Here is a 24,212-nt window from a genome sequence, read left to right as displayed (position 1 = left end):
CGGAGCCGGTCGGGGTGCTGGGCGGAAGAGTCATGCCCGTCAATGTTTCACGTGAAGCATTCCTGTGGCGAGTATCGCCACGGCTTCCCGGTCAACCGGCGCCCAGTCGAGTTCGGGCATTGCGGATGGCACGAGCCAGCGGATATCCGTATGCTCGGTCAGCCTTGGGGTGCCGGAAGTCAGATGGCAGACGAACGTGGTGAGGCGTACGGTGCCGAAATCATAGTGGTACTCGCTGGTGCACACCTCATCCGCGACGTCGACTTCGCACAGCAGTTCCTCTTCGATTTCGCGGTGCAATGCCTCGCGTGCGGTTTCGTGAGCCTCGATTTTGCCGCCGGGAAACTCCCAATAGCCGCTCAGTGATTTGCCGGGGCCACGCTGGGCGCATAGTACGGTCCCGTCTTTGACGATGGCGGCTCCGACGACGTTGATGATCTTGGTTTCCGGCTTCATGCTGCCCAGGATACCTCGCCGCAAGATCCACTATCGATCCACGATCCACGGCGGTTTTGCAGGGCTGATCCTGATTCAATGAACAGCGTTGGAAATCGTTGGAATGTGGGCATTCCTGTGTATTGACCGGTGCCCGCGAATGGAATGGCAAGGAGTCGGCGATGCCGCATGAGCAAAGTGATGTGTGGAAATGCCGGGCGGACGGACAGAGGCGAGTGGGAACCTGTAGCGACGAGTTTCGGTGCAATACTGTTCCGCCGAATCGGGAGAAGATAGAGCGGCGGATGAGTGTACTGAATGGGCGACTTGACGCCAAAGCGCGCGAACAGTATGAACGCCGTGAGCTCCATCCCTGTGATGAATGCTATCAATTGGATGGTTCGACGTGTATTTCCGTCGAAGCGTTTGAGGGGATTCTCGGCAGAGAGCAAACGCACTACATGTTGTGGAAGAACATCGGTGTCGATGACCGGACGGTTGCGTATTGGGAGTCTCCGGATGTCATGAACTATCTGTTGGAATGCAGCATTGATGATGGCGATGGCGGTGAATACTGTTTCACAGATGCGCAGCCGATCGACTATGCAAGATCATGCACGTTCACGCCGGGCGAGATGTTGCGGCGCCAAAAAGCCGAGCAGGATGTGGAGCACGCTGCGGACGATGGGCTCAATTACGCGCTGTATAAGCACCCTGACGTCGATGTAATCGAATGTGCGGGACATGCTGTGTTCGTTTCATCGCGCAATCCGAGCCGGGCGGTCCGCGTCGAATATCGCGGGGATACGTGGATCATGCAGGCATTCGAGCGGTATCGCCCATGGGGAATTCCCGTTCGTTTTGATTGGCGCGACATACCGTGCGAGCGATTCGATACCGAGTATCGACAACGATTCCAAGCAGCACGGTCGGCATTTGACTACGCAATTGCGTGGGCGGATGCTGAAGTGCGGTAAACGCGGTGACCGTATCGAACATAGGTGCCGGGCGCAGCATCGTCCGCCAACGACTTTTCCGACCATACTAGTAAAAGTGCCTCAGAAGTGTGGACTTTTACTAGTATGACCGGAAAAGTCAGACACCGGAAAAGTCAGGCCACATCCCTCGAAAGTCCTTGATTGACTCAGCGATTGATGCGCAAAGCATAGCCGGACCGCACTTGGGCGGGTTTCTCCGAGTAGCATATGAGGTGAGGGCATTTTCGCGATACGCGCGGAAGACGTCAGGAGACGTCACGCCACATGCCAAGTCAAAGGAGACCGGCTATGATTCTCGTCACCACCACGCCGTCCGTGGACGGATATGTCATCACCAACTATCAGGGCATCGTGTTCGGCGAGGTGGTCGCCGGCGTGAACATGTTCAAGGACATCGGCGCAGGGTTCCGCAACATGTTCGGCGGACGCAGCCAGGGTTATGAGGAGGAGCTGACCAATGCCCGCAACGAGGCCATCGCCGAGATGCAGCAGCGCGCCGAGGCGTTGGGTGCGCACGCGGTGGTCGGCGTGGACGTCGATTACGAGGTGCTCGGCACGGACGGTTCCATGCTGATGGTCACCGCGTCCGGCACCGCCGTGCAGCTCGCGCGCAGGGGCTGATTCGTACGTTTGCCGAGGCTCGTCACCGAGGCTCGGCATGGTAACGGCGCGTACCCCGGTCTGCGCGTCGTTACCATGATGCGCGCGCCTGCTTAGACGCTTAAGATGCGCTAAGAGAAGGTCTACAACGCGCACACAATCAGATAAATCGCCACAACGTGACACGTATACCCGACTATCGTGCCCACATGGAACACCTCGTGAAACTCGAACCATCCGGGAATGGGATTCGGCTTGCGCAGTGCGAAGCATACGGCGCCGGCGATATACGCCGCGCCGCCGCAGGCGATGAGTATGGTCGCCGCCGGACCCACCGCGGGCGCCGTCCATAACTGCGGGATGAGCGTCACCGGAGCCAGTCCCAGCACCACGTAGACGGTGGTGAACACCCAGTTCGGGGCCTGAAGCCAGACGATATGCAGTATCGTGCCGATTGCGGCGGTCACCCAGATCACCGTGAGGTACGGCCTCCGGATCGCCGGACTGAGCGCGAACAGCACGGGCGTATTGGTCCCGGCGATGATGAGGAAGATGTTCGAGTAATCGATGCCGCACAGCACGCGGGTCACCTTCGCGCTGTGCCAGGATACGACGTGCAGCAGCGCGCTGTTGCCGAACAGCAGTATTGCCGAGGCGCCATACACCGCGCAGGCCGCTTTGACGGGACCGGCCGGCGCGATGCAGATCAGTACGATGGACGCCGCAATGCACAGCGGCAAAGTGATGAGGTGCAGCCATCCGCGCAGGCGGGGCTTGCGATTGCCGAACGCGTCGACGGGGACGATCTGACGCCTAGCCGCTTTCAGGGCCGCTTTGGCCTGACGGTAACGGTCGCGTGCGTCCCGGTAATGCGCTGCGGCACGCGCCAAAGCGGCGGCGTCCGTTCGCGCACGGCTCCTTTGGTTTGCGGACGCAGAAGGCGCGACCGATGTGCCGGAAGCCATTGTCCGCGTGGCCGGTGCGCTGGTGGAAACGCTCATGTTCATCACCTCGGTGTGGCCGGCGTCGCTTGGCCGGCCATTAACTTACGCTACCGTAACCAAGTATGGGCGGCCGGGGTCTCGGATGTGTGACGTTCGCGCTCGCGTGAATTGCAGCGAGAATGGTTGTGGCTAGGCTCGGCGGCATACGACGGACGATCTGGTCGGCGTGCAGACGCTGCTGTTCGAGCCGTGCGGGCATGAGATCGTGGGCGGCGGTGATCACTACCGGGATTCGGACGCTGACAGCATGGTTGCGGATTGGTGCAGACGCTGCTGTTCCGTCCAACTCAGTGGGATTGAATAGTGAGTCATAGCTGAAGCATGCTCTCGGATGCGGGAGTCTGAAAACGGCATATTTTCCGGCATATTTTTCCTGTGTCGGCATATGAAAAACCCTCGGAACCGTTGATATTTCAACGTTTCCAAGGGTTTCATCTGCGTGCGAGTGGGGGGAGTTGAACCCCCACGAGCATACACTCACTGCCACCTGAAGACAGCGCGTCTACCATTCCGCCACACTCGCAGACAATCGACTAACTTACACCCGGGTCCGAGATTGCGCAATCGTCGGCGTGTCGCGGTTTGGGTGTGTCGATGATTGTCGGCGCATGGCGATGGCGTGAGAAGCGCTGCCATCGCCATGCGCCCCTCATATTTACAGCCCCGGCTTGCGTGTGCCGTTGCCGTAGAAGTGGGCCAGCGTCTCGTCGCGGAACTCGTCGAAGTATCCGCCGTCGATCGAGGCACGGATGTCGTCCAGCAACTTCACGAAGAAGTGCTCGTTGTGAATCGTGGCCAGCGTGAACCCGTTGAACTCACGGGCGCGCAACAGGTGATCCACATAGGCGCGGGAGTAGTTGCTGCATGTGTAGCAGTCGCAGCCCTCCTCCAACGGCCCGAAGTTGAACTTGTTCTCCGCGCGCTTGATGTTGTATCGCCCGGCTCGCGTGAAAATGGCACCATTGCGAGCACAGCGCGCGGGCGCCACGCAGTCGAACGTGTCGCCGCCGTTCTCCACGCATGCGAAGATGTCATCCACCGAGGCAATGCCCAGAACGTGACGCGGGCGGCTTTCCGGCATGGCGTCGCAGATCCACGCGCAGGTGTCGCCGATGATGCGCTTCTCGATCGCGCCGCCGATGCCTACGCCGTCGAAGTCGAGTGAGGCGATCTGCGCGGCGGCTTTCCGGCGCAGATCCTCGTAGTTCGCGCCTTGCACCACGCCGTACAGCGCCTGATACGGCTTGCCCACGCGTTCCGCGGTCAGGCGCTCGTGCTCGGCCACGCAGCGCTTGGCCCAGCGGAACGTGCGCTCCACCGAATCCTCCTGATACGACCTCGTGTTCATCAGCGTGGTGAGCTCGTCGAACGCGAACATGATATCCGCGCCGAGCTTGTGCTGGATGCCCATGGAGATCTCGGCGGAGAAGCGGTGCGAATCGCCGTTCAGCGGCGACTTGAACGTCACGCCATCCTCGTCCACCCACGCCATGCGTTCCTTGCCCTTGGCGATGATGTCGTCCGACTTCATCCCGGTCACGTCCATTGCGAGCGTCTTCTTGAATCCAACACCCAGCGACATGACCTGGAAGCCGCCGGAATCGGTGAACGTCGGTCCATCCCAATGCATGAAGCGGGCGAGGCCGCCGGCGGCGTCCAGCACGTCCTCGCCGGGGCGCTCGAACAGGTGGAAGGCGTTGGCCAGCAGGCATTGCGCCCCGAGCGCCTTCATCGACTCGGGCAGTACGGCCTTCATGGCGGCCTGCGTGCCCACTGGCACGAACGCGGGGGTGTGGATGTCGCCGTGCGGCGTGTGGATGATGCCGGTGCGGCCGTACCGCGCTCCGTCGCGGCCCAGACCGTTCGCGGTGGAGGGCAGACGTGTGATGGTTTCGAAGTGGAAGGCGCCGCGATCGCCGGGCTTGCCCGGTTCGGCGCCGAGAGGATGCTCAAGAAGGCTTGTTTGGCTCGTCGTCATACGTTCACTTTAGGCAAAAGGGCGGGAAATTGTGAATAACTCGGTTGCAAGGGGTACATTTCCGCTTTCCCGGACAGCTATCTGCTTTGCAAGGGGTACCTGCCCAAGTAGCGAACCTGTCAAAACGGCGGAATGACATAGGCATTGGGCGTCTAATACCTTGGATAAGCCGTTTGAGGTACCCCTTGCAAAGCAGATAGCTGTCCGCACAGTGCGGAATGTACCCCTCGCAACGGAGAAAGGCGTTTTTGCCTGGTCGATTGTCTGAACAGGTGCCTGTCGATGGCGTAGATGGGGCGTAGATGGGGCGCGGATGAGACGCTCCCGGCGGCGTTCACGGACCGCGGAATTGAAAAAGGCCCGGAGAAGGCGCGCGCCATGCGTGGGAATACCGGCAACGTGCCGGGAACGGCCGCCCGATTCCCTGCATTGAACGCATCGTACCGCGATGCCCATAAGACTCCTCGGAGATTACTCATAGACTTTCAATGAACGTTCAGAAAACCTCCAGATTGACTGCCTTTACTACAGGGTAGAGCACGAAAGGCATCGGGCGGCCGATATGAGAGGCGCGGCCCCGAGGCCGAGAGACGTAACGAACACATCCACAAAGGAGCAGTAATGGCTGACGAATTCAACCCGCAGGGCGTCGACCAGACCCCGCACAACAATGACACGCATGAGACCTCCACGGCCTCGACCGATGAGCACACGACTCCCGTGCCCACCCCGTCCATGTCCAACATTTCCGGCACCTCCAACGCCGGCGAGCCAACCGAGCAGGAGTCTGCCCACACCGCGGTCACCGAGCCCATCCCGGACTATGCTTCCGCCAAGGGCGAGAGCACCGTGGTTTCCAACACTCCGGCCGCTCCGACCACTCCGAGCGCATCCACTACGCCGGCCGCGCCCGCCGCCGAGCAGAACACCCAGACCGCGCCTACGGCCCCGCTGTACCGTCCGGCCCCGGAATACGGCGCCTATGGCCCGGTACCCACGCAGAACGCCGCGACCCCTCAGGGTGCAAACGCCCAGAATCCCCAGTCCGGCCAGCAGAACGGCTTCCATTTCCCGTTCGGCGGCAACAACGCCGCGCAGACCCCGCAGGGCCAGCCCGGCAACCGCAACCCGTACTTCACCAACAACCCGCAGCCCAGCGGCAACGGCAATCCGTTCGCGCCGGCCGGCTCCCAGAATGGCAACAGTGGTAATGCCAACAACGCCGGCGCCAACAACGGCAACCCGTTCACCACCCCCAATGGCCAGAACCCCGGCGGCATGTTCGTGGGCAACGGTGCGCCCGGCCAGCCCAGCACCCCGAACGGCCAGAACCCGATGCAGCCGGGTCAGCCCGGCAACGGCCCGGTCGCCGCGGGCAAGCCCAAGGCCGCCGGCTACGTCCTCACCGCCGTGATCGCGGCCGTGGTGGCCTCCGCCCTGTGCCTCGGCCTCGGCTACGGTGCCCTCACCAGCGGCCTGGTCAAGGTGCCGACTACCAGCTCGCTGACCAGCGTGAACTCGAACAAGTCCGGCTCCGGCACGGCCACCGCCAAGAGCGGCGAGGCCGTCGACTGGACCTCCGTGGCCTCCAGCGTCTCCGACTCCGTGGTCTCCATCCAGACCCAGCTGAGCAACGGCACCGCCAAGGGCTCCGGCGCGATCATCGACACCGACGGCCACATCGTCACCAACAACCATGTGATTTCCGGCGCCCAGCAGATTCAGGTGACGCTCGCCAACGGCAACGTCTACAGTGCCACCCTCGTGGGCACCGACACCACCACCGACCTCGCCGTGATCAAGCTCGACAACCCGCCGAGCGACCTCAAGGCCGTGACCTTCGCCGATTCCGACAAGCTCGCGGTGGGCGAGAACGTGATGGCCATCGGCAACCCGCTCGGCTACGACGACACCGCCACCACCGGCATCGTCTCCGCCCTCAACCGCCCGGTGACCGTGACCGACGACAATAACAACCAGATCGTCACCAACGCCGTCCAGATCGACGCGGCCATTAACCCCGGCAACTCCGGCGGCCCGACCTTCAACGGCGCCGGCCAGGTGATCGGCATCAATTCGTCCATCGCCTCCACCGCCACCTCCTCCGACTCGGCCGGCTCGATCGGCATCGGCTTCGCCATCCCGTCGAACCTCGTCAAGCGTGTGGCCGATGAGATCATCAAGGACGGCACGGTCAAGCATGTGGCCCTCGGCGTCACCATCTCCTCGGCCACCGTCGAGGCCGATGGCGTGACCCGCGGCGGCGCGAAGATCACCACCCCGTCCACCGGCGGTTCGGCGGTCGTCTCCGGCAGCCCCGCGGCCAAGGCCGGTCTCAAGGCCGACGACACGATCGTGGCCTTCAACGGCAACGCTGTCAACAACAACTACTCGCTGCTCGGTTACGTGCGCGCCGCCGCCCTCGGCGACAAGGTGACCCTCACCATCGTGCGCGACGGCAAGACCATGGACGTGGACGTCACGCTTGATCAGGAGGAGGCCTCCGTGAACGGCTCGTCCAGCTCCAACTCGAACGGCAACAGCCAGAACAACCAGAATGGCAATGGCCAGAACGGTAACGGCAATGGCTCCAACGGTAACGGTAACGGCAACAGCGATGGCGGTACCGGTGACGACGGCGGCTTCTCCGACCCGTTCGGCCTCTGGTAAACCCAAGTTCCGGTAAGGCCGGGCCGAGCTGGCCGGGGTAGTGCCCGACCGATAAGCGAGCCGCGCCGGAACTTGCATAACCGAAAATACGTCACATGACGCTGGACGGTCGCCGCCGAGCGCCATGTCGGACAATCGAAGGACCGTGGAGGGTGAGCCCCCACGGTCCTTTTGTTATGGGTTGTACGGTTCGTGCGGTTGCTGCCGCGCTCTGCGCGATATGGATGATATGGACGGTATCGCGCGATATGGGCTTGCGCCGCCGCGTTTCTCCGCGCTGCCTGGCCGTTCGCCGGCAAGCACGCTGATTGCGGTTTGCGCGGCTGGGATCATCTTCCGTGCGGCTCGACTCGCGGTGCGACGAAAGTCCCGCATATCCGGCACCATAGGAGACGCAAGAATTTGCAATAACTGAATACCGATTCTTTACGCCGTGTATCGGAAGGTCGCGCGGGGCTCGCAACGAGTCCGGCACAGACGCCGATGGGTTAACAAGGCGTGACCAAAGTGCCGATCACGGCAGGCCACGCACGTATACCCGCAATGCCGCCGCGATGGGCTCCGTATACGAGTGTAAGGAGCAGTGATGAGCGATCTCATCGGTCTCTTCAGATTCTTCAGGCGAATCCTCGCCGCCGCAATCCGCGTCTGTCGGCTGGTGCCGATGCTTCCCGTGGTGGTGCTCTCGGCCATCCCGTTGGCGTTGCTCGGCGATTGGCGTCCGTGGGGCAGCATGGCCTCCCCAGGTGCCGTGGCATCGTCCGCCGGTGGGGCGGCGAACGGCGCCTTGCATATCCCGGTGCTTGGCGACCCCGGCATGGGGCAGTGGATCACCATCGTGCTCGTGCTCATCATCGTGATCGATACGGTGCGCGGCATGATCGATGACCTGCGGCACGGTCAGGTGGGCGTCGATTTGCTCGCGGTGATGGCGATGCTCTCCACCGTGGCGGTCCATGAATATTGGGCGGCGTGGGCCGTGACCCTGATGATTACGTCCGGCGAGGCCATCGAGGAGTACGCCCAAAGCAAGGCCGAGCGCAACCTGACCGCGCTGGTCGAGGCGGCGCCGCGCAGCGCCCACGTAGTGAACCTGCCCGGTGTGGGACGCGGCGCTACGGGTGGCGAGGATGATGCGCAGGGCGTGGGGGATGCCGGTGGTGACGGTACCGCCGCGCAGAGCGGATTCCGCCGCGTGTCCGCGAGCGTGGCTTCCCCGCGACGGGCGGAACGGCCTGCTGTCCGGCCGGTACCGCAGACCGGGCGACGGCTGCGCGCCGAAAACCGGCCGGACGCCTGCGCCATCACCGGCCGCAGTCCCGAAGACTGTGATTCCGTAGTCATCAAGGCGGATAAAGCCATGCGATCGGCGACCCTGGCCGCCGTTGCCACGGCCCATCATTTCGATACGTTGCCCGTAGAACAGGTCAGGCCGGGCGACGTGCTCATGGTGCTGCCCGGCGAAACCGTGCCGGTCGATGGTGAGTTGCTTTCCGGCGCGGCCACGCTGGATCTGAGCGCCATCAACGGCGAGCCGGTGCCGCGCGAGGTGTTCGCCGGCGCGCGCGTGATGTCCGGCGCGGTCAACGGTTCGACGGCGTTGACCATGCGGGCCACGCAAGCCGCCGCCGACTCGCAGTACCAGCGCATTCTGGCGCTGGTGCATTCCGCGCAGGAGTCACGCCCGGCCGTGGTACGAACCGCGGACCGGCTCGCCGTGCCGTTCACCGTGCTCTCCTTGGTGATTGCGGCCGCGGCGTGGGCCGTGTCCGGTGTGCCGACTCGCTTCGCGCAGGTGCTGGTGCTTGCCACGCCCTGCCCGCTGCTCATCGCCGCGCCCGTGGCGTACATCGCCGGAACCGGGCGGCTTGCGGCGGCCGGCGTGCTCATTAAGACCCAGGACGTGCTGGAGAACCTCGGCAAAGTCACGCAGGTGTTCTTCGACAAGACCGGCACGCTGACCGTCAAACAGCCGCAGGTGGTGCGTGTGGAGATGCTGCCCGAAGCGGTGGTCGCGCAGCCGTGCGACGGGATTTCTTCTGCCGGTTCGGTGGCCCCTGGTTCGGTTTCCCTTGATTCGGTTTCGTCCGGTTTGGTTTCTTCCGGTTCGGCCGGTGCCGTTCCGAGCGTTCCCGCGTCGCGGACCAGCGGTGCCGTGCCGGTTGACCGCCTGCGTTTGGATGAGGATCATGTGCTGATGTTCGCCGGCGTGGTGGAGAGCTATTCCGTGCATATCCTGTCCAAAGGCATCACCAAGGCCGGCGCCGCGGCGATGGAGCGGTTGCGCAAGCGCTATGAGGACGGCCAGCGGCTCTGCCCGGAACCGGAGGCCAGCTGGTCGGGCCACGGCCGCGACTATCCGGTGGTGAAGAACGTGCAGGAGGATGCGGGCAAGGGCGTGTCCGGCGAGGTCAACGGGCACATGGTGCGCGTCGGCCGACTGTCGTTTGCCGCGGCGCGGGATGATGGGTTCCTGACGGCCAACCCCCTCAGTCCGCTTCGTGGCCGGATACCCTTGCAAGGGGGCGCTGAAGAGGGTGGCGAATCGTTGCGCACGCGCTTCGGTCGGTTGCAACCGGATGAGATGGCCTCCTACGTGTCGGTGGATGGCCAGCTGATCGCGCGTATCGTGCTGCGTGACGTGCCGCGCGCCAATGCCAAGGCCGCGCTGGACTCGCTGCACCGTCTGGGCGTCGCCAAGCTGGCGATGCTCACCGGTGATAAGCGCGCGTCGGCCGAGATCATCGCGCGCGAGGTCGGCATCGACGAGGTCCACGCCGAGCTGTTCCCGGAAGACAAGGTGGCTGCGGTCAAGGCAGCGGCCGGCGGCAGCGGAACCGTCACGATGATGGTCGGCGACGGCGTGAACGATGCGCCGGTGCTCGCCGTGGCCGATCTCGGAGTGGCCATGACCGACGGCACCTCCACCGCCGCCTCGGAAAGCGCCCAAGTGGTCATCATGAACGACGACATCGCCGCCGTGCCACGCGCCATCGCCATCGCCCGCCGCACCAAGCGTGTCATGTTGCAGGCTGTGGTTGCGGGTCTCGCGCTCGCCGTGCTCGGCATGATCGCCGCCGCCTTCAACCTGATTCCGGTCGTCGCGGGCGCGTTCCTCCAGGAGGCCATCGACGTGGTGAGCATCCTCTGGGCGCTCACCGCCGTCCTCGACCGGGAGTAATGCGGGCGGTGCTATGGCGTCGTCCGTGAATCCTTGCACTGACCGACACCTGGTGCAAGGATTCACGGTGTAGCTAGGGAGGAAAACCGCAATCCTACATTAGAAAAGTCCATAATCCTACATTAGGGAAAGCCATAATCTGACATTAGCGACGCCCATAATCCTACAGTTCATCTTGTTGGGGCCGTGACTTCGCTGAGATGCGAAGGGGCCCTGTGCCAGAATCACCCATTTGGTGGATTGTCCAATCGTTTGGTAGGTGCCATGGCCGAGCGACCGCTGAAACCCCGCCATTTCAATGGGCGATTCAAGTGGGTGCCTGCCAAATGAACGCCGAATCTACCAAATGAATGAACAGAGTGGTTTGTCTCGCAATTGTTTGATTGGTATCGGCCCTCTCTGATGAGGGGGCTGTCAGCGACAGCTAACTGGGGAAGAGAAAAGCTGAAACCCTCAATTATTTAAGAGACGGACCAATAGGAGCATCAAGCGCAAGCTGCCTGTGAATTGGGTGTTCATGAGGTACTGGCTCGTATCCGTCGTCAATCGCGCCTCGTCAATCGTGCCTAACCAAGCGCGCCTTGCCAAGCACGCCGTCTATGGCCAAACACGCAGAATTCCACTACTTGCCCCCTGTTGCAACGGAAGGCTTTGCGTTACGCTAGAGCGCGTGACTGAATCTTCGAATACTGCTGCAAACACCGCGAACGAACTCCGCATCGCCGTGATCGGCGCCGGTCCGGCCGGCGTCTACTCCTCCGACATCTTCCTGCGCCAGCTCAAGAAACTGGGCGACGAGCTGGGCGTCGGCACCGAAGCCCGCATCGACCTGTTCGAAAAGCTGCCGGTGCCGTTCGGCCTGGTCCGCTACGGCGTGGCCCCGGACCACCCGTCCATCAAGTTCATCGCCTCCGCGCTCGAGAAGACGCTCGACAACCCGGACATCCACCTCTACTGCGACGTGGAGTTCGGCAAGGACGTCACCCTCGACGACCTGCTCGCTCGCTACGACGCCGTGCTCTTCGCCACCGGCGCCGTCAAGGACAAGCCGCTCAACCTGCCCGGCGCTGACCTCGATGGCGTCTACGGCGCGGCCAAGTTCGTGGAATGGTACGACGGCTATCCCACCGGCGCCCGCGAATGGCCGCTCACTGCCGAGAACGTCGCCGTGATTGGCGGCGGCAACGTGGCCATGGACGTCGCGCGCGAGCTCATGCGCAACGCCGACGACCTCAAGGCCAAGACCGACATTCCGGACAACGTGTACGAGGGCATCGGCAAGAACAAGGCCAAGGTGCTGCACTTGTTCATCCGCCGTGGCGTGGCTCAGGCCAAGTTCAGCGTGCAGGAGCTGCGCGAGATGGAGAAGCTGCCCGGCGTGCAGCTCATCATCAACGAGGACGACTTCGACCTGGACGATGAGACCATCGAGGTGGCCGGCAAGGACAAGCTCACCCGCCAGATGGTCGAGGAGCTGTTCGCCGTGCGCGAGATGGCCGAGGACATGGAAGACGACGGCGACGTGGACTTCGAAGGCAACCCGGCCGACCGCAAGTACTACATCCACTTCAACTCCGCTCCCACCGAGATCCTGGGCGAGGACGGCAAGGTCAAGGCCATCCGCGTCGAGCGCACCGAAACCGGCGCCGACGGCAAGATGCACCGCACCGGCGAGTTCACCGATTACCCGGTCGAGGCCGTCTACCACGCGATCGGATACAAGCCGGCCGAGGCGCCCGGCATCGCCTACGACGAGCACGGCGCGCACCTCGCCAACGCGAACGGCGACGGCCGCATCACCACCGAGGCTGATGGCGGCGAAGTGCGCGAACGCCTCTACGCCACCGGCTGGGCCAAGCGTGGCCCGGTCGGTCTGATCGGCTCCACCAAGTCCGACGCGCTCGCCATCGTGACCAACATGCTCGAGGATCTGGCCAAGGCCGCCGAGGGCGGTCGCGTGGCCGAGGACCGTGACCCCGAATCCATCGATCGACTGCTTGCCGAGCGCGGCATCAGGCCGATCGACTTCGCCGGTTGGAAGAAGGTGGACGCCTTCGAGCGCGCCGAGGGTGCGAAGGAAGGTCGCGAGCACAAGAAGGTCATCGAGCCAGACCAGATGCGTGAGCTCGCCCTCGCCTGATCGGGGCGTCCGGCCGGCCTCTGCCGGTCGGTTGACTGATTTATTGGCCGGTCGGTGGCCGGGCCGCGGCTGGTCTGGCCGTGTCTGGCCCGGACGGGACGAAACGTAAGTCAGCGACGAGGTCGTGTTACGTTTCGTCCCACTTTGGCATCCAAAAACGGGACGAAACGTAAGTCGGTGTCGTCTGAAACTTATGTTTCGTCCCGTTTCGCGTGTTGTGCTGTGCTGTGTGCCGTGTGCCATGTTGTGCTGTATGCCGTCTGCCGCGTCGCACCGGCCGCGATCCCCTTTTGATGCCGTAACTCTGCGGTTCCCACGGTGCATTGCGCCCGGTGTAGCCCTCGGCATACGTCCAGCTAAAACTCAGTTAGTGAATTTAGTGTGTGAACCATGGATGCCAAAGTACGGGTGCATGGCCATATGAATGGCCTGAAGACGACGTTGCTGTTCGCCCTGATGTGGGGCATCATCATGCTGATTTGGTGGGCCACCGGAGGCGGTCGCCAGACGTTGGGCATCTACATCGTCATCGGTCTGGCCACCACGTTCTTCTCCTACTGGTTCTCCGACAAACTCGCCATCGCCTCGATGGGCGCGCGCGAGGTCAGCGAGCAGGAGGCCCCCGAAATCTACCAGATCGTACGCGAACTGAGCGCCAAGGCCGGCAAGCCGATGCCGCGCATCTACATCGCGCCGACCATGAGCCCCAACGCCTTCGCCACCGGCCGCAACGAGCGCCACGCCGCCGTGTGTTGCACGCAGGGAATCCTGCAGATTCTCAACGCCCGCGAACTGCGCGGCGTGCTGGGCCACGAGCTCATGCATGTGTACAACCACGACATTCTGACCTCCGCCATCGCCTCCGCCATGGCCACCGTGATTACCTACCTCGGCTACTCGCTCATGTACTTCGGCGGCGGCAGCTCGCGCGACGACCGTGAAGGCGGCTCCGGCGGTTTGGGATTGATCGGTGTGCTGCTGAGCATGATTCTGGCGCCGATCGCCGCATCCCTGATTCAGATGGCCATCTCCCGCACGCGCGAATACGACGCCGACGAGGATGGCAGTCTGCTGACCGGCGACCCCGAAGCCCTCGCCTCCGCGCTCAACAAGATTTCCTACGGTGCGCAGACCACGCCGATGCGCAAGACCGCCGGCACCCAGTCCGTCTCCGCCATGATGATCGCCAACCCGTTCTCCGCCGCGGGATTCTCGAAGCTCTTCTCCACCCATCCGCCGACCGACCAGCGCATCGCGCGCCTGATGCAGATGGCCCAGGAGATGAATGGCGCGCCGGTTTCCGCACCTGTGTACTCCACCCGCGTGCTGCGGTAGTGTCCTGTCTCGTTAATACTCGTTAATAATTGAGGGCTTCAACTCTGTCTCTCCCCCAAGTCAGCTTCGCTGCCAGTCCCCTCGTCAGAGAGGGCCAACACTGCTCAACTATTTATCGGGACAGACCACTAGTTCCAGTGGCGGATGCGCTGCCGGGGTGGCCGGGGCGCTTATTCCGCCCGTGTGCTGCGGTGGCGCGGCCGCGGTGGTGCTTTCAGTGAGTGATAGCGGGCCGGGCGCGGCGCTTGCACGGCGCGTATGGTGCGTGATGATGAAACACGGCCGTGAGCCATGATCGCGAAACGGTCGCAGCGTTTTCGGCGGGGTCATGGTAGACTGGCCCTCTGTGCTTCGCGAAAGCGGCACATGCGGATGTAGTTCATCGGTAGAATGAAAGCTTCCCAAGCTTTAGAGGCGGGTTCGACTCCCGTCATCCGCTCTATGTGTACTTCATCACATACCTCTGAAGTCCCGAAGCCAAAGCCCGCACCCACCCTCGAACGTACGCCGCGCGACATCCTCGTTGGCGGTGCACTGGCGCTTGCCGGCGGCGTGCTGTGGGGCGTCAACGCCACGGTCTCCAAGATTCTGATGGGTACCTACCACGCCGATCCCATGTGGATCGCGTGCGTGCGCGAGCTGCTGGCCGGCCTCATTTTCCTGATTTGCTCGGCCGTGTTCACGCCGAAGCAGCTTGTGGGCGCGCTCAAGGACCGCGGCTCCTACGTCAAGCTGCTGATCTGTTCGGTCGTGTGTGTGCTCATGGTGCAGGTCTCCTACCTCAAAGCCATCGACTGGACCAATTCCGGTACCGCCACGGTGCTGCAGACCCTGAACCTGCTGTTCGTGCTGGCGTTCGTCTGCATCACGGGACGCAGGCTTCCGGGCAAACGCGAGAGCATCGGGGTGGCGCTCGCCTTCGTGGGCACGGTGCTCATCGCCACGGGCGGCGATTTGACCCAGCTCAGCCTGCCGTTGCCGGGACTTCTCTGGGGACTGGTGGACGCCGTGTGCACCTCGGTGATGTCCATCGCGCCAATCGCGCTGATGGCCAAGTGGGGCAACTTCACCGTCAACGGCATCATGTTTATCATTTCCGGCGTAATACTGCTGCCATTCGTGCGTCCGTGGGCCACCGCGCCAGCGCTGGACGGATGGGGCGTGGCGTTAATGGCGTTTACGGTGGTCGCCGGCACGTTCGGCGCGTTCTGGCTGTTCCTCGCCGGCACGCAGCGCTGCGGGGCGATGCGCGCCACGATGCTCGGCACCAGCGAACCGGTCACCGCCACCATTTCGGGGGTGCTGTTCGCCGGTGCCGTGTTCACGCCCACCGATCTGGTGGGCTTCGCGATGATCATCATCATGGTGTTTCTGGTGCGGTGAGGGTGCGTTGACTGCGGGTTTGCTGCTCGTCAGGGCTCCCCTCAGCCACTTCGCGGCAGCTCACCTCAAGGAGGAGGGGCCATGTGGGAGCCATTGCGCAATAGGGTGTTCTCAGTCAAATGGTGATTACGGGGGCGCATGTGAGCCGATTGCACATGGGCAGATGCCCTCGCCTTGTGCGCGGTGTGACCAATCGCACAGCCGGGTTCGTTCGGAATTCACTCTGGGTCCAACGCCGGCGGGCAGGGCTCGAGGGATAATGAAGCCATGACGATCGCAACACCGGAACGTTATGCCGAAATGCTCGACGCCGCCCGTCGCGGCGGATATGCCTACCCTGCCATCAATGTGACCAGCTCCCAGACCCTCAACGCGGCGCTCAAGGGCTTCGCCGATGCCGAATCGGACGGCATCATCCAGATTTCCGTGGGCGGTTCCGCATATGTGTCCGGCCAGGGCGTGAACGATCGCGTCACCGGTTCGCTGGCGTTGGCCGCCTTCGCGCATGTGGTGGCCGCGAAGTACCCGAACATCACCGTGGCCCTGCACACCGACCACTGCGCCAAGCAGTACCTTGACGAGTGGGTGCGTCCGCTGCTCGCCTACGAGGCGGACGAAGTGGCGCACGGCAAGGAGCCGACGTTCCAGTCGCACATGTGGGACGGCTCCACCGTGCCGCTCAAGGAGAATCTGGACATCGCTGAGGAACTGCTCGACAAGTCCCAGGCGTCCCACACCGTGCTCGAGATCGAGATTGGCGCGGTCGGCGGTGAGGAGGACGGCCACTCCGCCGAGATCAACGAGAAGCTGTACTCCACCCCCGAGGATGGATTGGAAGTGGCCCGTCGTCTCGGTCTGGGGGAGCGTGGCCGCTACATGGCCGCCTTCACGTTCGGCAACGTGCATGGCTCCTACAAGCCCGGCGTGGTCAAGCTGCGCCCGGCCCTGTTGGGTGAGATTCAGGCCCGCGTGGCCCAGGCCGTGGTCGACGGCGAGCTGCCCAGCGCGGCCGGTAACGTGGCCTTCCCCAACGGCAAGCCGTTCGAGCTCGTGTTCCACGGCGGCTCGGGATCGCGCCCGGAGGAGATCGCCGAGGCCGTGAGCTATGGCGTGGTCAAGATGAACATCGACACCGACACCCAGTACGCCTTCACCCGTCCGATCGCCGACCATGTCTTCGAGAACTACGACAAGGTCTTGAAGATCGATGGCGAAGTGGGCGAGAAGAAGTTCTACGACCCGCGTTCCTGGGGTCGCAAGGCCGAGGCGGGTATGACCCAGCGTGTGATCGAGGCCTGCCAACAGCTCGGCTCCGCCGGCAAGGCGCTCAAGTAGCGTCAGGAATTCGGGCGGAACGAGGATTGGGGACGAGCGAATATCGGGTGGAGCGTCATACGTGACACCATCACCCTTGGGGATTCCATCGATTCCCTTGGGGAATCCCCTCAATCCCCATTGGGAATCCCAACGATCCAAAAAGACGTGAGACCGCCCTTCCACGGGTAGAGGCCGTAAGGTAACCTTATCCCCGGCGGAAACGTACGAGCGGGGAGGCTAACATGCCGGGAATTGTTCTTATTGGCGCGCAGTGGGGCGATGAGGGTAAAGGCAAAGCGACCGATCTGATCGGCACCAAGGTCGATTACGTGGCCCGCTTCAACGGCGGCAACAACGCCGGCCATAGCGTGGTGGTGGGCAATGAGTCGTATGCGCTGCACCTGCTGCCCTCCGGCATCATCAACCCCCACCTGACCCCGGTGATCGGCAACGGCGTGGTGGTCGATCCCGAGGTGCTGTTCCAGGAGATCGACGGCCTTGAGGCCCGTGGCATCGACTGCTCCCATCTGCTGGTGAGCGAGGCCGCGCACATCATCGCCCCCTACCACCGCACGCTCGACAAGGTGACCGAGCGCTTCCTCGGCAAGCACAAGATCGGCACCACCGGCCGCGGCATCGGCCCGGCCTACGCCGACAAGATCAACCGCGTGGGCATCCGCGTGCATGATCTGTTCAACGCCCAGCATCTGCACGACAAGGTTGAGGCCAGCCTCCACCAGAAGAACCAGATGCTTGTCAAGCTGTACAACCGCCGTCCGATCGACGTGGACCAGACCACCGAGGAGCTCCTGAAGCTCGGCGAGCGTCTCAAGCCGTACGTGGCCAACACCGGCCTGATCCTCAACAAGGCGCTGGACGAGGGCAAGACCGTTCTGTTCGAGGGCGCCCAGGCCACCATGCTCGACGTGGACCACGGCACCTATCCGTTCGTCACCTCCTCCAACCCGACCGCCGGCGGCGCCTGCACCGGCACCGGCGTGGGCCCCACCAAGATCACCCGTGTGATCGGTGTCTCCAAGGCGTACGTGACCCGCGTGGGCGAGGGCCCGTTCCCCACCGAACTCTTCGACGACTCCGGCGAGTGGCTGCGTAAGCAGGGCCACGAGTACGGCGTGACCACCGGCCGTCCGCGTCGTTGCGGTTGGTTCGACGCGGTCGTCAACCGCTACGCCTCCCAGGTCAACGGCCTGACCGACATCGTGCTTACCAAGCTCGACGTGCTCACCGGTCTCAAGGAGATTCCGATCTGCGTGGCCTACGACGTGGACGGCGAGCGGTACGACGACATGCCGACTGATCAGGCCGCCTTCTCCATCGCCAAGCCGATCTACGAGACGATGCCGGGTTGGACCGAGGACATCTCCAACTGCCATTCCTTCGACGAGCTGCCGGCCACCTGCCAGGCGTACGTCAAGCGCCTCGAGGAGCTGTCGAACTGCCGCATCTCCGCCATCGGCACCGGTCCCCAGCGCGACCACATCATCTCCATCCACTCGCTGATCGACTGATTCGTCGGCAGACGAATCGGACGGTGACTGGCTGACTGGCTGATGAGCTGATTGCCCGATTCCGGTTGTCCGTGCGGGCCGAGCCCGTGCCCACGGCACGTACCCATGGATGTTACCCACGGACGCCTGGAATCGCGCCGATGAGCGAGGCTGAGCATGACCGAACACGACGATTACCGGACACCCCGGCCGACATCGGGGCAGTGGGCCGCACTGGACCGGCGGCAAGGGCCCGAACCTGCGCCCAGCACACAGGAGATCTCCGCGGCCCAAGTGCGCGCCGAATCCGTGCCGACGCCGCAAGGAGCGGCTGCGGCTGTCAAACCGCCGCAGATTCCACTCGCGCCCATCAAGCGTGTGCAGGCCCGGTTCAACCCGTTGGCCGACGGCATGATGTATCTCGTGGTGTTCCTCGGCGGCATGCTCGGCACGGCCATGCGGTACGCCCTGAGCTTCGCCCTGCCCGCCACCGCGGCTCCGGATGGGTTCTGGAGTTCGTTCCACGTGCCCACCTTCACCGCCAACATGGTGGCGTGCTTCGTCTTCGCGTGTCTGGCCTCCTATCTGTCGCAGGCCGCGTGGATTCGCAAGCGCACCCGCCAGCTCACCTCGCGCGGCATCGGCATGGGCATGTGTGGAGGCTTCTCCACGCTGTCCGCGCTGGCCATCGAGGAACTCGTCTCGCTGCAGGCCGACCGCATCGCCGCCGCGGTGACGTATCTGCTAATCAGTTTCGCCGGCGGTTTGCTCGTGGCCTATGTCGGTGCCAGGCTCGGCCTTCTGGCCGCCTCCCGCAAGACCGCCAAGGCCGCGGAGAACGCGTTGCTGCTGCAACGGGCCAAAGGCGGGGAACGGCATGTGACCGCCGGTCAGACCGTCGTCATAGCGCCGGATGCCGCCGACGCCGCCGGTGCCGGTGCCGCCGCGCCGCCCTCCTATGAGCCGGCTCCCATCACCGATGAGATTCCACTCACCGGCGACCCGACCACGGGGGAGGCCCGCTGATGACGTTCCTGCTTGTATGCCTGTGCGGCGGTCTTGGCGCGGTGGCCCGGTTCGTGCTCAACACGTCGATTCAGCGGTGGTGGAACCGGCTGTTCCCGCTCTCCACGTTCGTGATCAACGTGATCGCCACGTTCTGCGCCGGCGTGGCCGCGGCCGCATTCGCCCATCAGGTGGTGGCCGAATCCACATACCTGCTTTTCGTCACCGGGTTCCTCGGCGGTTTCTCCACGTTCTCCACCGCGATCAACGAGATGGTCTCGCTGGGGCGTAACAGGCATTTCGTCACCTTCGCCGTGTATCTCCTGCTCACCATCGTGGTGCCGGTGCTGTGCGTGGCCGCCGGCTGGATGGTCGGCTCGCTCGGGGATTAGCCGGGCATCGGCCGCGCCCAGCCGGGTGCCGGTTCAGCCGGCGATGTTATCCCCTCGTAACGAACCGGAGATCCGGTAACGCGAGGGAAACTTGGGCGCAACCGTGCGCGCCGATTGTTCTCCTAGGTTGAAAACCAATCCAGAGAGGACAGTTATATGACAGCCGTACACATTTCCATGCGGCGTCATCGACTGGGATTGTTACTGTTCACCACAGTTTTCGCCCTATTGATGGCGCTGAGCATTGCCGCACCCGGTCGCGCGTCTGCGGCCGAAGCCGTGCCCACATGTAACCCGACCGCCACGAACGGATGCGTCAACGGCATCCTGCAGGATGCGGACAAGAAACCCATCGCCAACGTGACCCTGAAGCTTTCCGGCAAGGAGGAGGCCACCGCCACCACCGATGCGGAAGGCAAATGGGCGTTCTCGGTGACCGCCGACGGCGAATACACCGTCACCATGGACGAGTCCGTGGCCAAGGAGCACGGTCTCAAGGCTTCCACCGCCACCGTCGACATCGAGAAGAACAGCTTCGACAAGGCCCGTCAGGTGGTCCGCTTCGACAAGCCGGCCGCCGCATCCACCGGTTCGGCCGGCTCGGGCTCGACCGCCGACGGCAAATCCGGCTCGCAGTCCGGCGCGTCCGCGGACACCAACGGCTCCGCAGCGACCGCCAACATCGGCAAGCGCATCTGGCAGCAGCTGTTCTCCGGCATCATCTTCGGTCTCATGCTGGGCCTGATGAGCGTAGGCATGAACCTCGTCTACGGCACCACCGGCCTGAGCTCCTTCTCACACGGCGAGCAGGTCTCCCTGGGTGGCCTGATGGCGTACGTGGGCACGCAGGTGCTGCACTGGCCGCTCATTCCCTCCGCCATCTTCGCGGTGGTGATCGGCGCGCTCACCGGCCTGATCCAGAACGAACTCGTCTGGGCGCCATTGCGCCGCAAGCGCGTGGGCACCATGCAGCAGATGATCGTGACCATCGGCCTGTCCATGGCGTTGCAGTACGTCTTCCAGTTCTTCTTCGGCGGCGAGATCAAGGGCATCACCAAGTCCGTGCCGGCCAGCTTCGAGATTGGGCCGATCACCACGGATGTGCCCACGCTCGTCTCGGCGGCAATCGCCATCCTCGTGATCGTCGGCGTATCCCTCTTCCTGTACCGGACCAGACTCGGACGCGCCACCCGCGCCGTCTCCGACAACGCGGCGCTCGCCTCCGCCTCGGGCATCAACGTCGAACAGGTGGTGCGCATCGTGTGGATTCTGTCCTGCGGCATGGCGGCGCTCTCCGGCGTGCTGCTCGGCATCTATCTCAACGGCATCTCGTGGAACACCGGCGCCACCCTGCTGCTGCTCATGTTCGCGGCGGTCACCCTCGGCGGCCTCGGCACTGCGAACGGCGCCCTCGTCGGCTCCCTGATCATCGGCATCGTCGCGGATATGAGCTCGCTCGTCATCCCCAACGACATGCGCTACGCCAGTGCGCTGGCGATTCTCATCATCGTCCTGCTGATCCGTCCGCAGGGCCTCTTCGGCAAGCAGCAAAGGGTGGGCTGAGCCATGGATTTCCTTACCATCATCTCCAATACGTTGGGCGAGCTCATCGCCCCGACCACGGCGGCGTACGTGCTGGCCGCCATCGGTCTGAACATCCACTTCGGCATGACCGGACTCATGAACATGGGCCAGGCCGGATTCATGCTGCTCGGCGCGTACGGGTTCGCCATCACCCAGTCCATGGGCGGCAACCTGTTCGCCTCGGTGTGCGCGGCCATCGCGCTCGCGGTGATCTACGCGCTGCTGCTGGGCATCCCGACCCTGAAGCTCGGCCCCGATTATCTGGCCATGGTCACGCTGGCCGCCGCCGAGATCATCCGCATCATCGGGCGTTCGACGGCCATGACCAAGATCACCGGCGGCTCGGCCGGCATCTCCCCTCAGGACTTCACCACGCAGTTCGAAGAGGCCTCGCCGCTGCCGAACGGCGCCACCACCTTCCTGCTGTGGACGTACAACAACAACATCGCAAACTCATGGTGGCTGCGCATCGTGGCCTGGGTGCTCGTGGCGGTCGCCGCGCTGCTGTGCTGGCGCTGGTTCCACTCGCCGTGGGGCCGCGTGCTCAAGGGCATCCGCGAGGACGAGAACGCCATCCGTTCGCTGGGCAAGAACGTGACCAAGTACAAGATGCAGGCCCTGATTCTCGGCGGCATCTTCGGCGCGCTCGGCGGCATCATCTTCGTACTGCCGCGTTCCGTGCAGCCCGATTCGCTCGGCCGTGCGGTCACGTTCTACGCATGGACCATCCTGCTGCTGGGCGGTGCGGCAACGATCTTCGGTCCGATTCTGGGCTCCTGCCTGCTGTGGGTGCTGCTCACCTTCGTCAAGGAGCTCATGCGCGGTACTATCCCGGACACGCTCATCTCCTCGAACCAGGTGGAGTCGCTCGGCTGGGTGATCGTGGGCGTGGCGCTCATGTGCCTGGTGATATTCAGACCGCAAGGCCTCTTGGGAGACCGAAAGGAGCTGGCGTTCAATGCCTGAGACAAAGCCATTCCAAGACATCACCAAGTGGGCCACCAAGGCCCCCGAAGGCGAGACGCTCATCTCCACCGCCTACCGCGACAAGGTCTCCTCGGACTTGAAGTTCGTGGAGAACACGCCCGGCGTCCACAAGCCCGACCCGATCCTCGTGGCCAGCAACGTCACCCGCAAATTCGGCGGCATGACCGCCGTGGACGTCAAGCACTTCGAGATCGAACGGCACGGCATCACCGCGCTCATCGGCCCGAACGGTGCCGGCAAGACCACGTTCTTCAACCTCATGACCGGCTTCGACACCCCGAACACCGGCGAGTGGCGGTTCGACGGGCACGACATGGCCCATGTGCAGCCCGAGAAGGTGGCCCGCATGGGCATGGTCCGCACCTTCCAGCTCACCAAGGTGATGAGCCGTCTGACCGTGCTCGATAACATGCTGCTCGGCGCGCCCGTACAGCCCGGCGAAGGCATGTTCCGCTCGCTGGTGCCCGCGCTGTGGAGACGTCAGGAGAAGGCCAACATCGAGAAGGCCGAGGCGCTGCTCGAACGGTTTCTGCTCATCAAGAAGAAGGACGACTTCGCCGGCTCGCTGTCCGGCGGCCAGCGCAAGTTACTCGAAATGGCCCGCGCGCTGATGAGCGACCCGCAGCTGGTCATGCTCGACGAGCCGATGGCCGGCGTGAACCCGGCGCTGAAGCAGTCGCTGCTCGACCACATCATGTCGCTGCGCGAGGAGGGCACCACCGTGCTGTTCGTCGAGCACGACATCAATATGGTCCGTCACATCGCCGACTGGGTCACCGTGATGGCCGAAGGCAAGATCGTGGCCGAAGGCCAGCCCAAGTCCGTGATGGAGGACCCCGCCGTGATCGACGCCTACCTTGGCGCCAACGCGAACATCGACCTCGGCGACGATTCCGTTCTCGATCTCAAGGAAAGCGAGGAGAACTGATGAGTGCGTATTCTGATGCCGTTGTCGCCGGCGGTGCCGTCACCACCGATGCCCGCCCACGTTCCGAAATCCACGTCGGGGAGCCGGAGGGCGAGCCGCTGCTGGACGCCATGGACCTTGTGGCCGGCTATCTGCCGGGCGTGAACATCCTCAACGGCGCGTCCCTGACCCTGCACGAGGGGGAGATCGTCGGCATCATCGGCCCGAACGGCGCCGGCAAGTCCACGCTGCTCAAATCCCTGTTCGGACTGGTCCACATCCATTCCGGCAAGCTCATCCTCAAAGGCAAGGACATCACCAACCTTCGCGCCGACAGGCTCGTCTCCATGGGCGTGGGCTTCGTGCCGCAGACCGAGAACGTGTTTCCCTCGCTGACCATCGCCGAAAACCTGCATATGGGCGCCTATCAGGCCCCGAAGCAGTTCAACGAGCGGTTCGACTACGTCTGTTCGATCTTCCCCAAACTCGGCGCCCGCAAGGATCAGCTCGCCGGCTCGCTCTCCGGCGGCGAACGGCAGATGGTGGCCATGGCCCGCGCCCTGATGATGAACCCGTCCGTGCTCCTGCTCGACGAGCCCTCCGCGGGCCTCTCCCCGATGCTCCAAGACGAGACCTTCATCCGCGTGCGTCAGGTCAACAAGGCCGGCGTCTCGGTGATCATCGTCGAGCAGAACGCCCGCCGCTGCCTGCAGATCTGCGACCGCGGCTACGTGCTCGATCAGGGACGCAACGCCTATTCCGGCCGCGGGCGCGATTTGCTGGAGGAC

At 63.7% G+C, this 24,212-nt stretch carries 17 protein-coding genes, 2 tRNA genes and 2 pseudogenes; 17 read left to right on the top strand and 4 right to left on the bottom strand.

Translation table 11 applies throughout. The features are described 5' to 3' along the window. Positions 1 to 39 precede the first annotated feature (39 nt). Complete coding sequence (locus BG22_RS08035; RefSeq protein WP_140494701.1) at positions 40 to 456, bottom strand: (deoxy)nucleoside triphosphate pyrophosphohydrolase; 417 nt, start codon at positions 454 to 456, stop codon at positions 40 to 42. Positions 457 to 617: 161 nt separating this feature from the next. On the opposite strand from BG22_RS08035, the gene BG22_RS08030 reads away from it, so the two are divergent. After that, complete coding sequence (locus BG22_RS08030) at positions 618 to 1,412, top strand: hypothetical protein (RefSeq protein ID WP_140494699.1); 795 nt, start codon at positions 618 to 620, stop codon at positions 1,410 to 1,412. A 309-nt stretch (positions 1,413 to 1,721) separates the two neighbouring features. After that, positions 1,722 to 2,054: a putative heavy metal-binding protein gene (locus tag BG22_RS08025; RefSeq protein WP_094667923.1), complete on the top strand. Its 333-nt coding sequence runs from the start codon at positions 1,722 to 1,724 to the stop codon at positions 2,052 to 2,054. A 122-nt stretch (positions 2,055 to 2,176) separates the two neighbouring features. On the opposite strand, the gene BG22_RS08020 is transcribed toward BG22_RS08025, so the two are convergent. The 3 genes from BG22_RS08020 to tgt form a co-directional block, all read right to left on the bottom strand. Then, a complete protein-coding gene (locus BG22_RS08020) occupies positions 2,177 to 3,034 on the bottom strand; it encodes a hemolysin III family protein (RefSeq protein WP_094667989.1) in 858 nt (285 codons plus the stop codon). 443 nt (positions 3,035 to 3,477) lie between these two features. Then, positions 3,478 to 3,560 (bottom strand) — tRNA-Leu (locus BG22_RS08015). A 132-nt stretch (positions 3,561 to 3,692) separates the two neighbouring features. Continuing rightward, positions 3,693 to 5,015 (bottom strand): tRNA guanosine(34) transglycosylase Tgt, encoded by a 1,323-nt coding sequence (gene tgt / locus BG22_RS08010; RefSeq protein ID WP_140494697.1) that lies wholly within the window; start codon positions 5,013 to 5,015, stop codon positions 3,693 to 3,695. 621 nt (positions 5,016 to 5,636) lie between these two features. Here tgt and BG22_RS08005 point away from each other — a divergent pair. The 15 genes and pseudogenes from BG22_RS08005 to BG22_RS07940 form a co-directional block, all read left to right on the top strand. Beyond that, positions 5,637 to 7,685: a S1C family serine protease gene (locus BG22_RS08005; protein WP_140494695.1), complete on the top strand. Its 2,049-nt coding sequence runs from the start codon at positions 5,637 to 5,639 to the stop codon at positions 7,683 to 7,685. Positions 7,686 to 8,271: 586 nt separating this feature from the next. Next, positions 8,272 to 8,892: pseudogene (locus BG22_RS11350) on the top strand (hypothetical protein); the annotation flags it as partial. 171 nt (positions 8,893 to 9,063) lie between these two features. Next, a pseudogene (locus BG22_RS08000) lies at positions 9,064 to 10,866 on the top strand (HAD-IC family P-type ATPase); the annotation flags it as partial. A gap of 670 nt (positions 10,867 to 11,536) precedes the next feature. Further along, entirely contained in the window at positions 11,537 to 13,006 is a 1,470-nt protein-coding gene (locus BG22_RS07995; RefSeq protein WP_169834095.1) for an FAD-dependent oxidoreductase, read from the top strand. A 390-nt stretch (positions 13,007 to 13,396) separates the two neighbouring features. Further along, positions 13,397 to 14,341 (top strand): zinc metalloprotease HtpX, encoded by a 945-nt coding sequence (htpX, locus tag BG22_RS07990; protein WP_140494691.1) that lies wholly within the window; start codon positions 13,397 to 13,399, stop codon positions 14,339 to 14,341. Positions 14,342 to 14,709: 368 nt separating this feature from the next. Further along, positions 14,710 to 14,780: transfer RNA gene (locus BG22_RS07985), tRNA-Gly, on the top strand. 2 nt (positions 14,781 to 14,782) lie between these two features. After that, positions 14,783 to 15,724 carry a DMT family transporter gene (locus BG22_RS07980; protein WP_140494689.1) on the top strand — a complete coding sequence of 314 codons (942 nt, stop codon included), beginning with the start codon at positions 14,783 to 14,785 and terminating at the stop codon, positions 15,722 to 15,724. Positions 15,725 to 15,991: 267 nt separating this feature from the next. Beyond that, on the top strand, positions 15,992 to 17,059 hold the full coding sequence (fbaA, locus tag BG22_RS07975; RefSeq protein WP_094667929.1) for a class II fructose-bisphosphate aldolase: 1,068 nt from the start codon (positions 15,992 to 15,994) through the stop codon (positions 17,057 to 17,059). A 224-nt stretch (positions 17,060 to 17,283) separates the two neighbouring features. Next, on the top strand, positions 17,284 to 18,570 hold the full coding sequence (locus tag BG22_RS07970) for an adenylosuccinate synthase (RefSeq protein WP_140494687.1): 1,287 nt from the start codon (positions 17,284 to 17,286) through the stop codon (positions 18,568 to 18,570). Positions 18,571 to 18,726: 156 nt separating this feature from the next. After that, positions 18,727 to 19,575 carry a CrcB family protein gene (locus BG22_RS07965; protein ID WP_140494685.1) on the top strand — a complete coding sequence of 283 codons (849 nt, stop codon included), beginning with the start codon at positions 18,727 to 18,729 and terminating at the stop codon, positions 19,573 to 19,575. Next, a complete protein-coding gene (locus BG22_RS07960; RefSeq protein WP_169834096.1) occupies positions 19,575 to 19,946 on the top strand; it encodes a CrcB family protein in 372 nt (123 codons plus the stop codon). Before BG22_RS07965 ends, BG22_RS07960 begins: the two co-directional genes overlap by 1 nt. Before the next feature lie 177 nt (positions 19,947 to 20,123). Further along, a complete protein-coding gene (locus BG22_RS07955) occupies positions 20,124 to 21,509 on the top strand; it encodes an SdrD B-like domain-containing protein (protein WP_375137712.1) in 1,386 nt (461 codons plus the stop codon). 3 nt (positions 21,510 to 21,512) lie between these two features. Beyond that, the gene (locus tag BG22_RS07950) at positions 21,513 to 22,496 is read left to right on the top strand and encodes a branched-chain amino acid ABC transporter permease (RefSeq protein ID WP_140494682.1); all 984 of its coding nucleotides are present in this window, start codon (positions 21,513 to 21,515) and stop codon (positions 22,494 to 22,496) included. Continuing rightward, the gene (locus BG22_RS07945; protein ID WP_140494680.1) at positions 22,489 to 23,445 is read left to right on the top strand and encodes an ABC transporter ATP-binding protein; all 957 of its coding nucleotides are present in this window, start codon (positions 22,489 to 22,491) and stop codon (positions 23,443 to 23,445) included. Before BG22_RS07950 ends, BG22_RS07945 begins: the two co-directional genes overlap by 8 nt. Continuing rightward, a partial coding sequence (locus tag BG22_RS07940; RefSeq protein ID WP_140494678.1) for an ABC transporter ATP-binding protein occupies positions 23,445 to 24,212 on the top strand: 768 nt, incomplete at its 3' end. The genes BG22_RS07945 and BG22_RS07940, both read left to right, overlap by 1 nt.

Origin of the sequence: Bifidobacterium sp. UTBIF-78 (genome assembly GCF_006408945.1) — a bacterium.
GTDB classification, from domain to species: domain Bacteria; phylum Actinomycetota; class Actinomycetes; order Actinomycetales; family Bifidobacteriaceae; genus Bifidobacterium; species Bifidobacterium myosotis.
Note: the sequence above shows the minus strand (reverse complement) of the source record. Positions and strands in the feature narration are given on the sequence as shown.

Excerpts from the sequence above, each read along its gene's own strand:
- BG22_RS08035 (WP_140494701.1), bottom strand. The coding sequence starts at position 456 with ATGAAGCCGGAAACCAAGATCATCAACGTCGTCGGAGCCGCCATCGTC.
- BG22_RS08030 (WP_140494699.1), top strand. The coding sequence starts at position 618 with ATGCCGCATGAGCAAAGTGATGTGTGGAAATGCCGGGCGGACGGACAG.
- BG22_RS08025 (WP_094667923.1), top strand. The coding sequence starts at position 1,722 with ATGATTCTCGTCACCACCACGCCGTCCGTGGACGGATATGTCATCACC.
- BG22_RS08020 (WP_094667989.1), bottom strand. The coding sequence starts at position 3,034 with ATGAGCGTTTCCACCAGCGCACCGGCCACGCGGACAATGGCTTCCGGC.
- tgt (WP_140494697.1), bottom strand. The coding sequence starts at position 5,015 with ATGACGACGAGCCAAACAAGCCTTCTTGAGCATCCTCTCGGCGCCGAA.
- BG22_RS08005 (WP_140494695.1), top strand. The coding sequence starts at position 5,637 with ATGGCTGACGAATTCAACCCGCAGGGCGTCGACCAGACCCCGCACAAC.
- htpX (WP_140494691.1), top strand. The coding sequence starts at position 13,397 with ATGGATGCCAAAGTACGGGTGCATGGCCATATGAATGGCCTGAAGACG.
- BG22_RS07980 (WP_140494689.1), top strand. The coding sequence starts at position 14,783 with ATGTGTACTTCATCACATACCTCTGAAGTCCCGAAGCCAAAGCCCGCA.
- fbaA (WP_094667929.1), top strand. The coding sequence starts at position 15,992 with ATGACGATCGCAACACCGGAACGTTATGCCGAAATGCTCGACGCCGCC.
- BG22_RS07970 (WP_140494687.1), top strand. The coding sequence starts at position 17,284 with ATGCCGGGAATTGTTCTTATTGGCGCGCAGTGGGGCGATGAGGGTAAA.
- BG22_RS07965 (WP_140494685.1), top strand. The coding sequence starts at position 18,727 with ATGACCGAACACGACGATTACCGGACACCCCGGCCGACATCGGGGCAG.
- BG22_RS07960 (WP_169834096.1), top strand. The coding sequence starts at position 19,575 with ATGACGTTCCTGCTTGTATGCCTGTGCGGCGGTCTTGGCGCGGTGGCC.
- BG22_RS07955 (WP_375137712.1), top strand. The coding sequence starts at position 20,124 with ATGCGGCGTCATCGACTGGGATTGTTACTGTTCACCACAGTTTTCGCC.
- BG22_RS07950 (WP_140494682.1), top strand. The coding sequence starts at position 21,513 with ATGGATTTCCTTACCATCATCTCCAATACGTTGGGCGAGCTCATCGCC.
- BG22_RS07945 (WP_140494680.1), top strand. The coding sequence starts at position 22,489 with ATGCCTGAGACAAAGCCATTCCAAGACATCACCAAGTGGGCCACCAAG.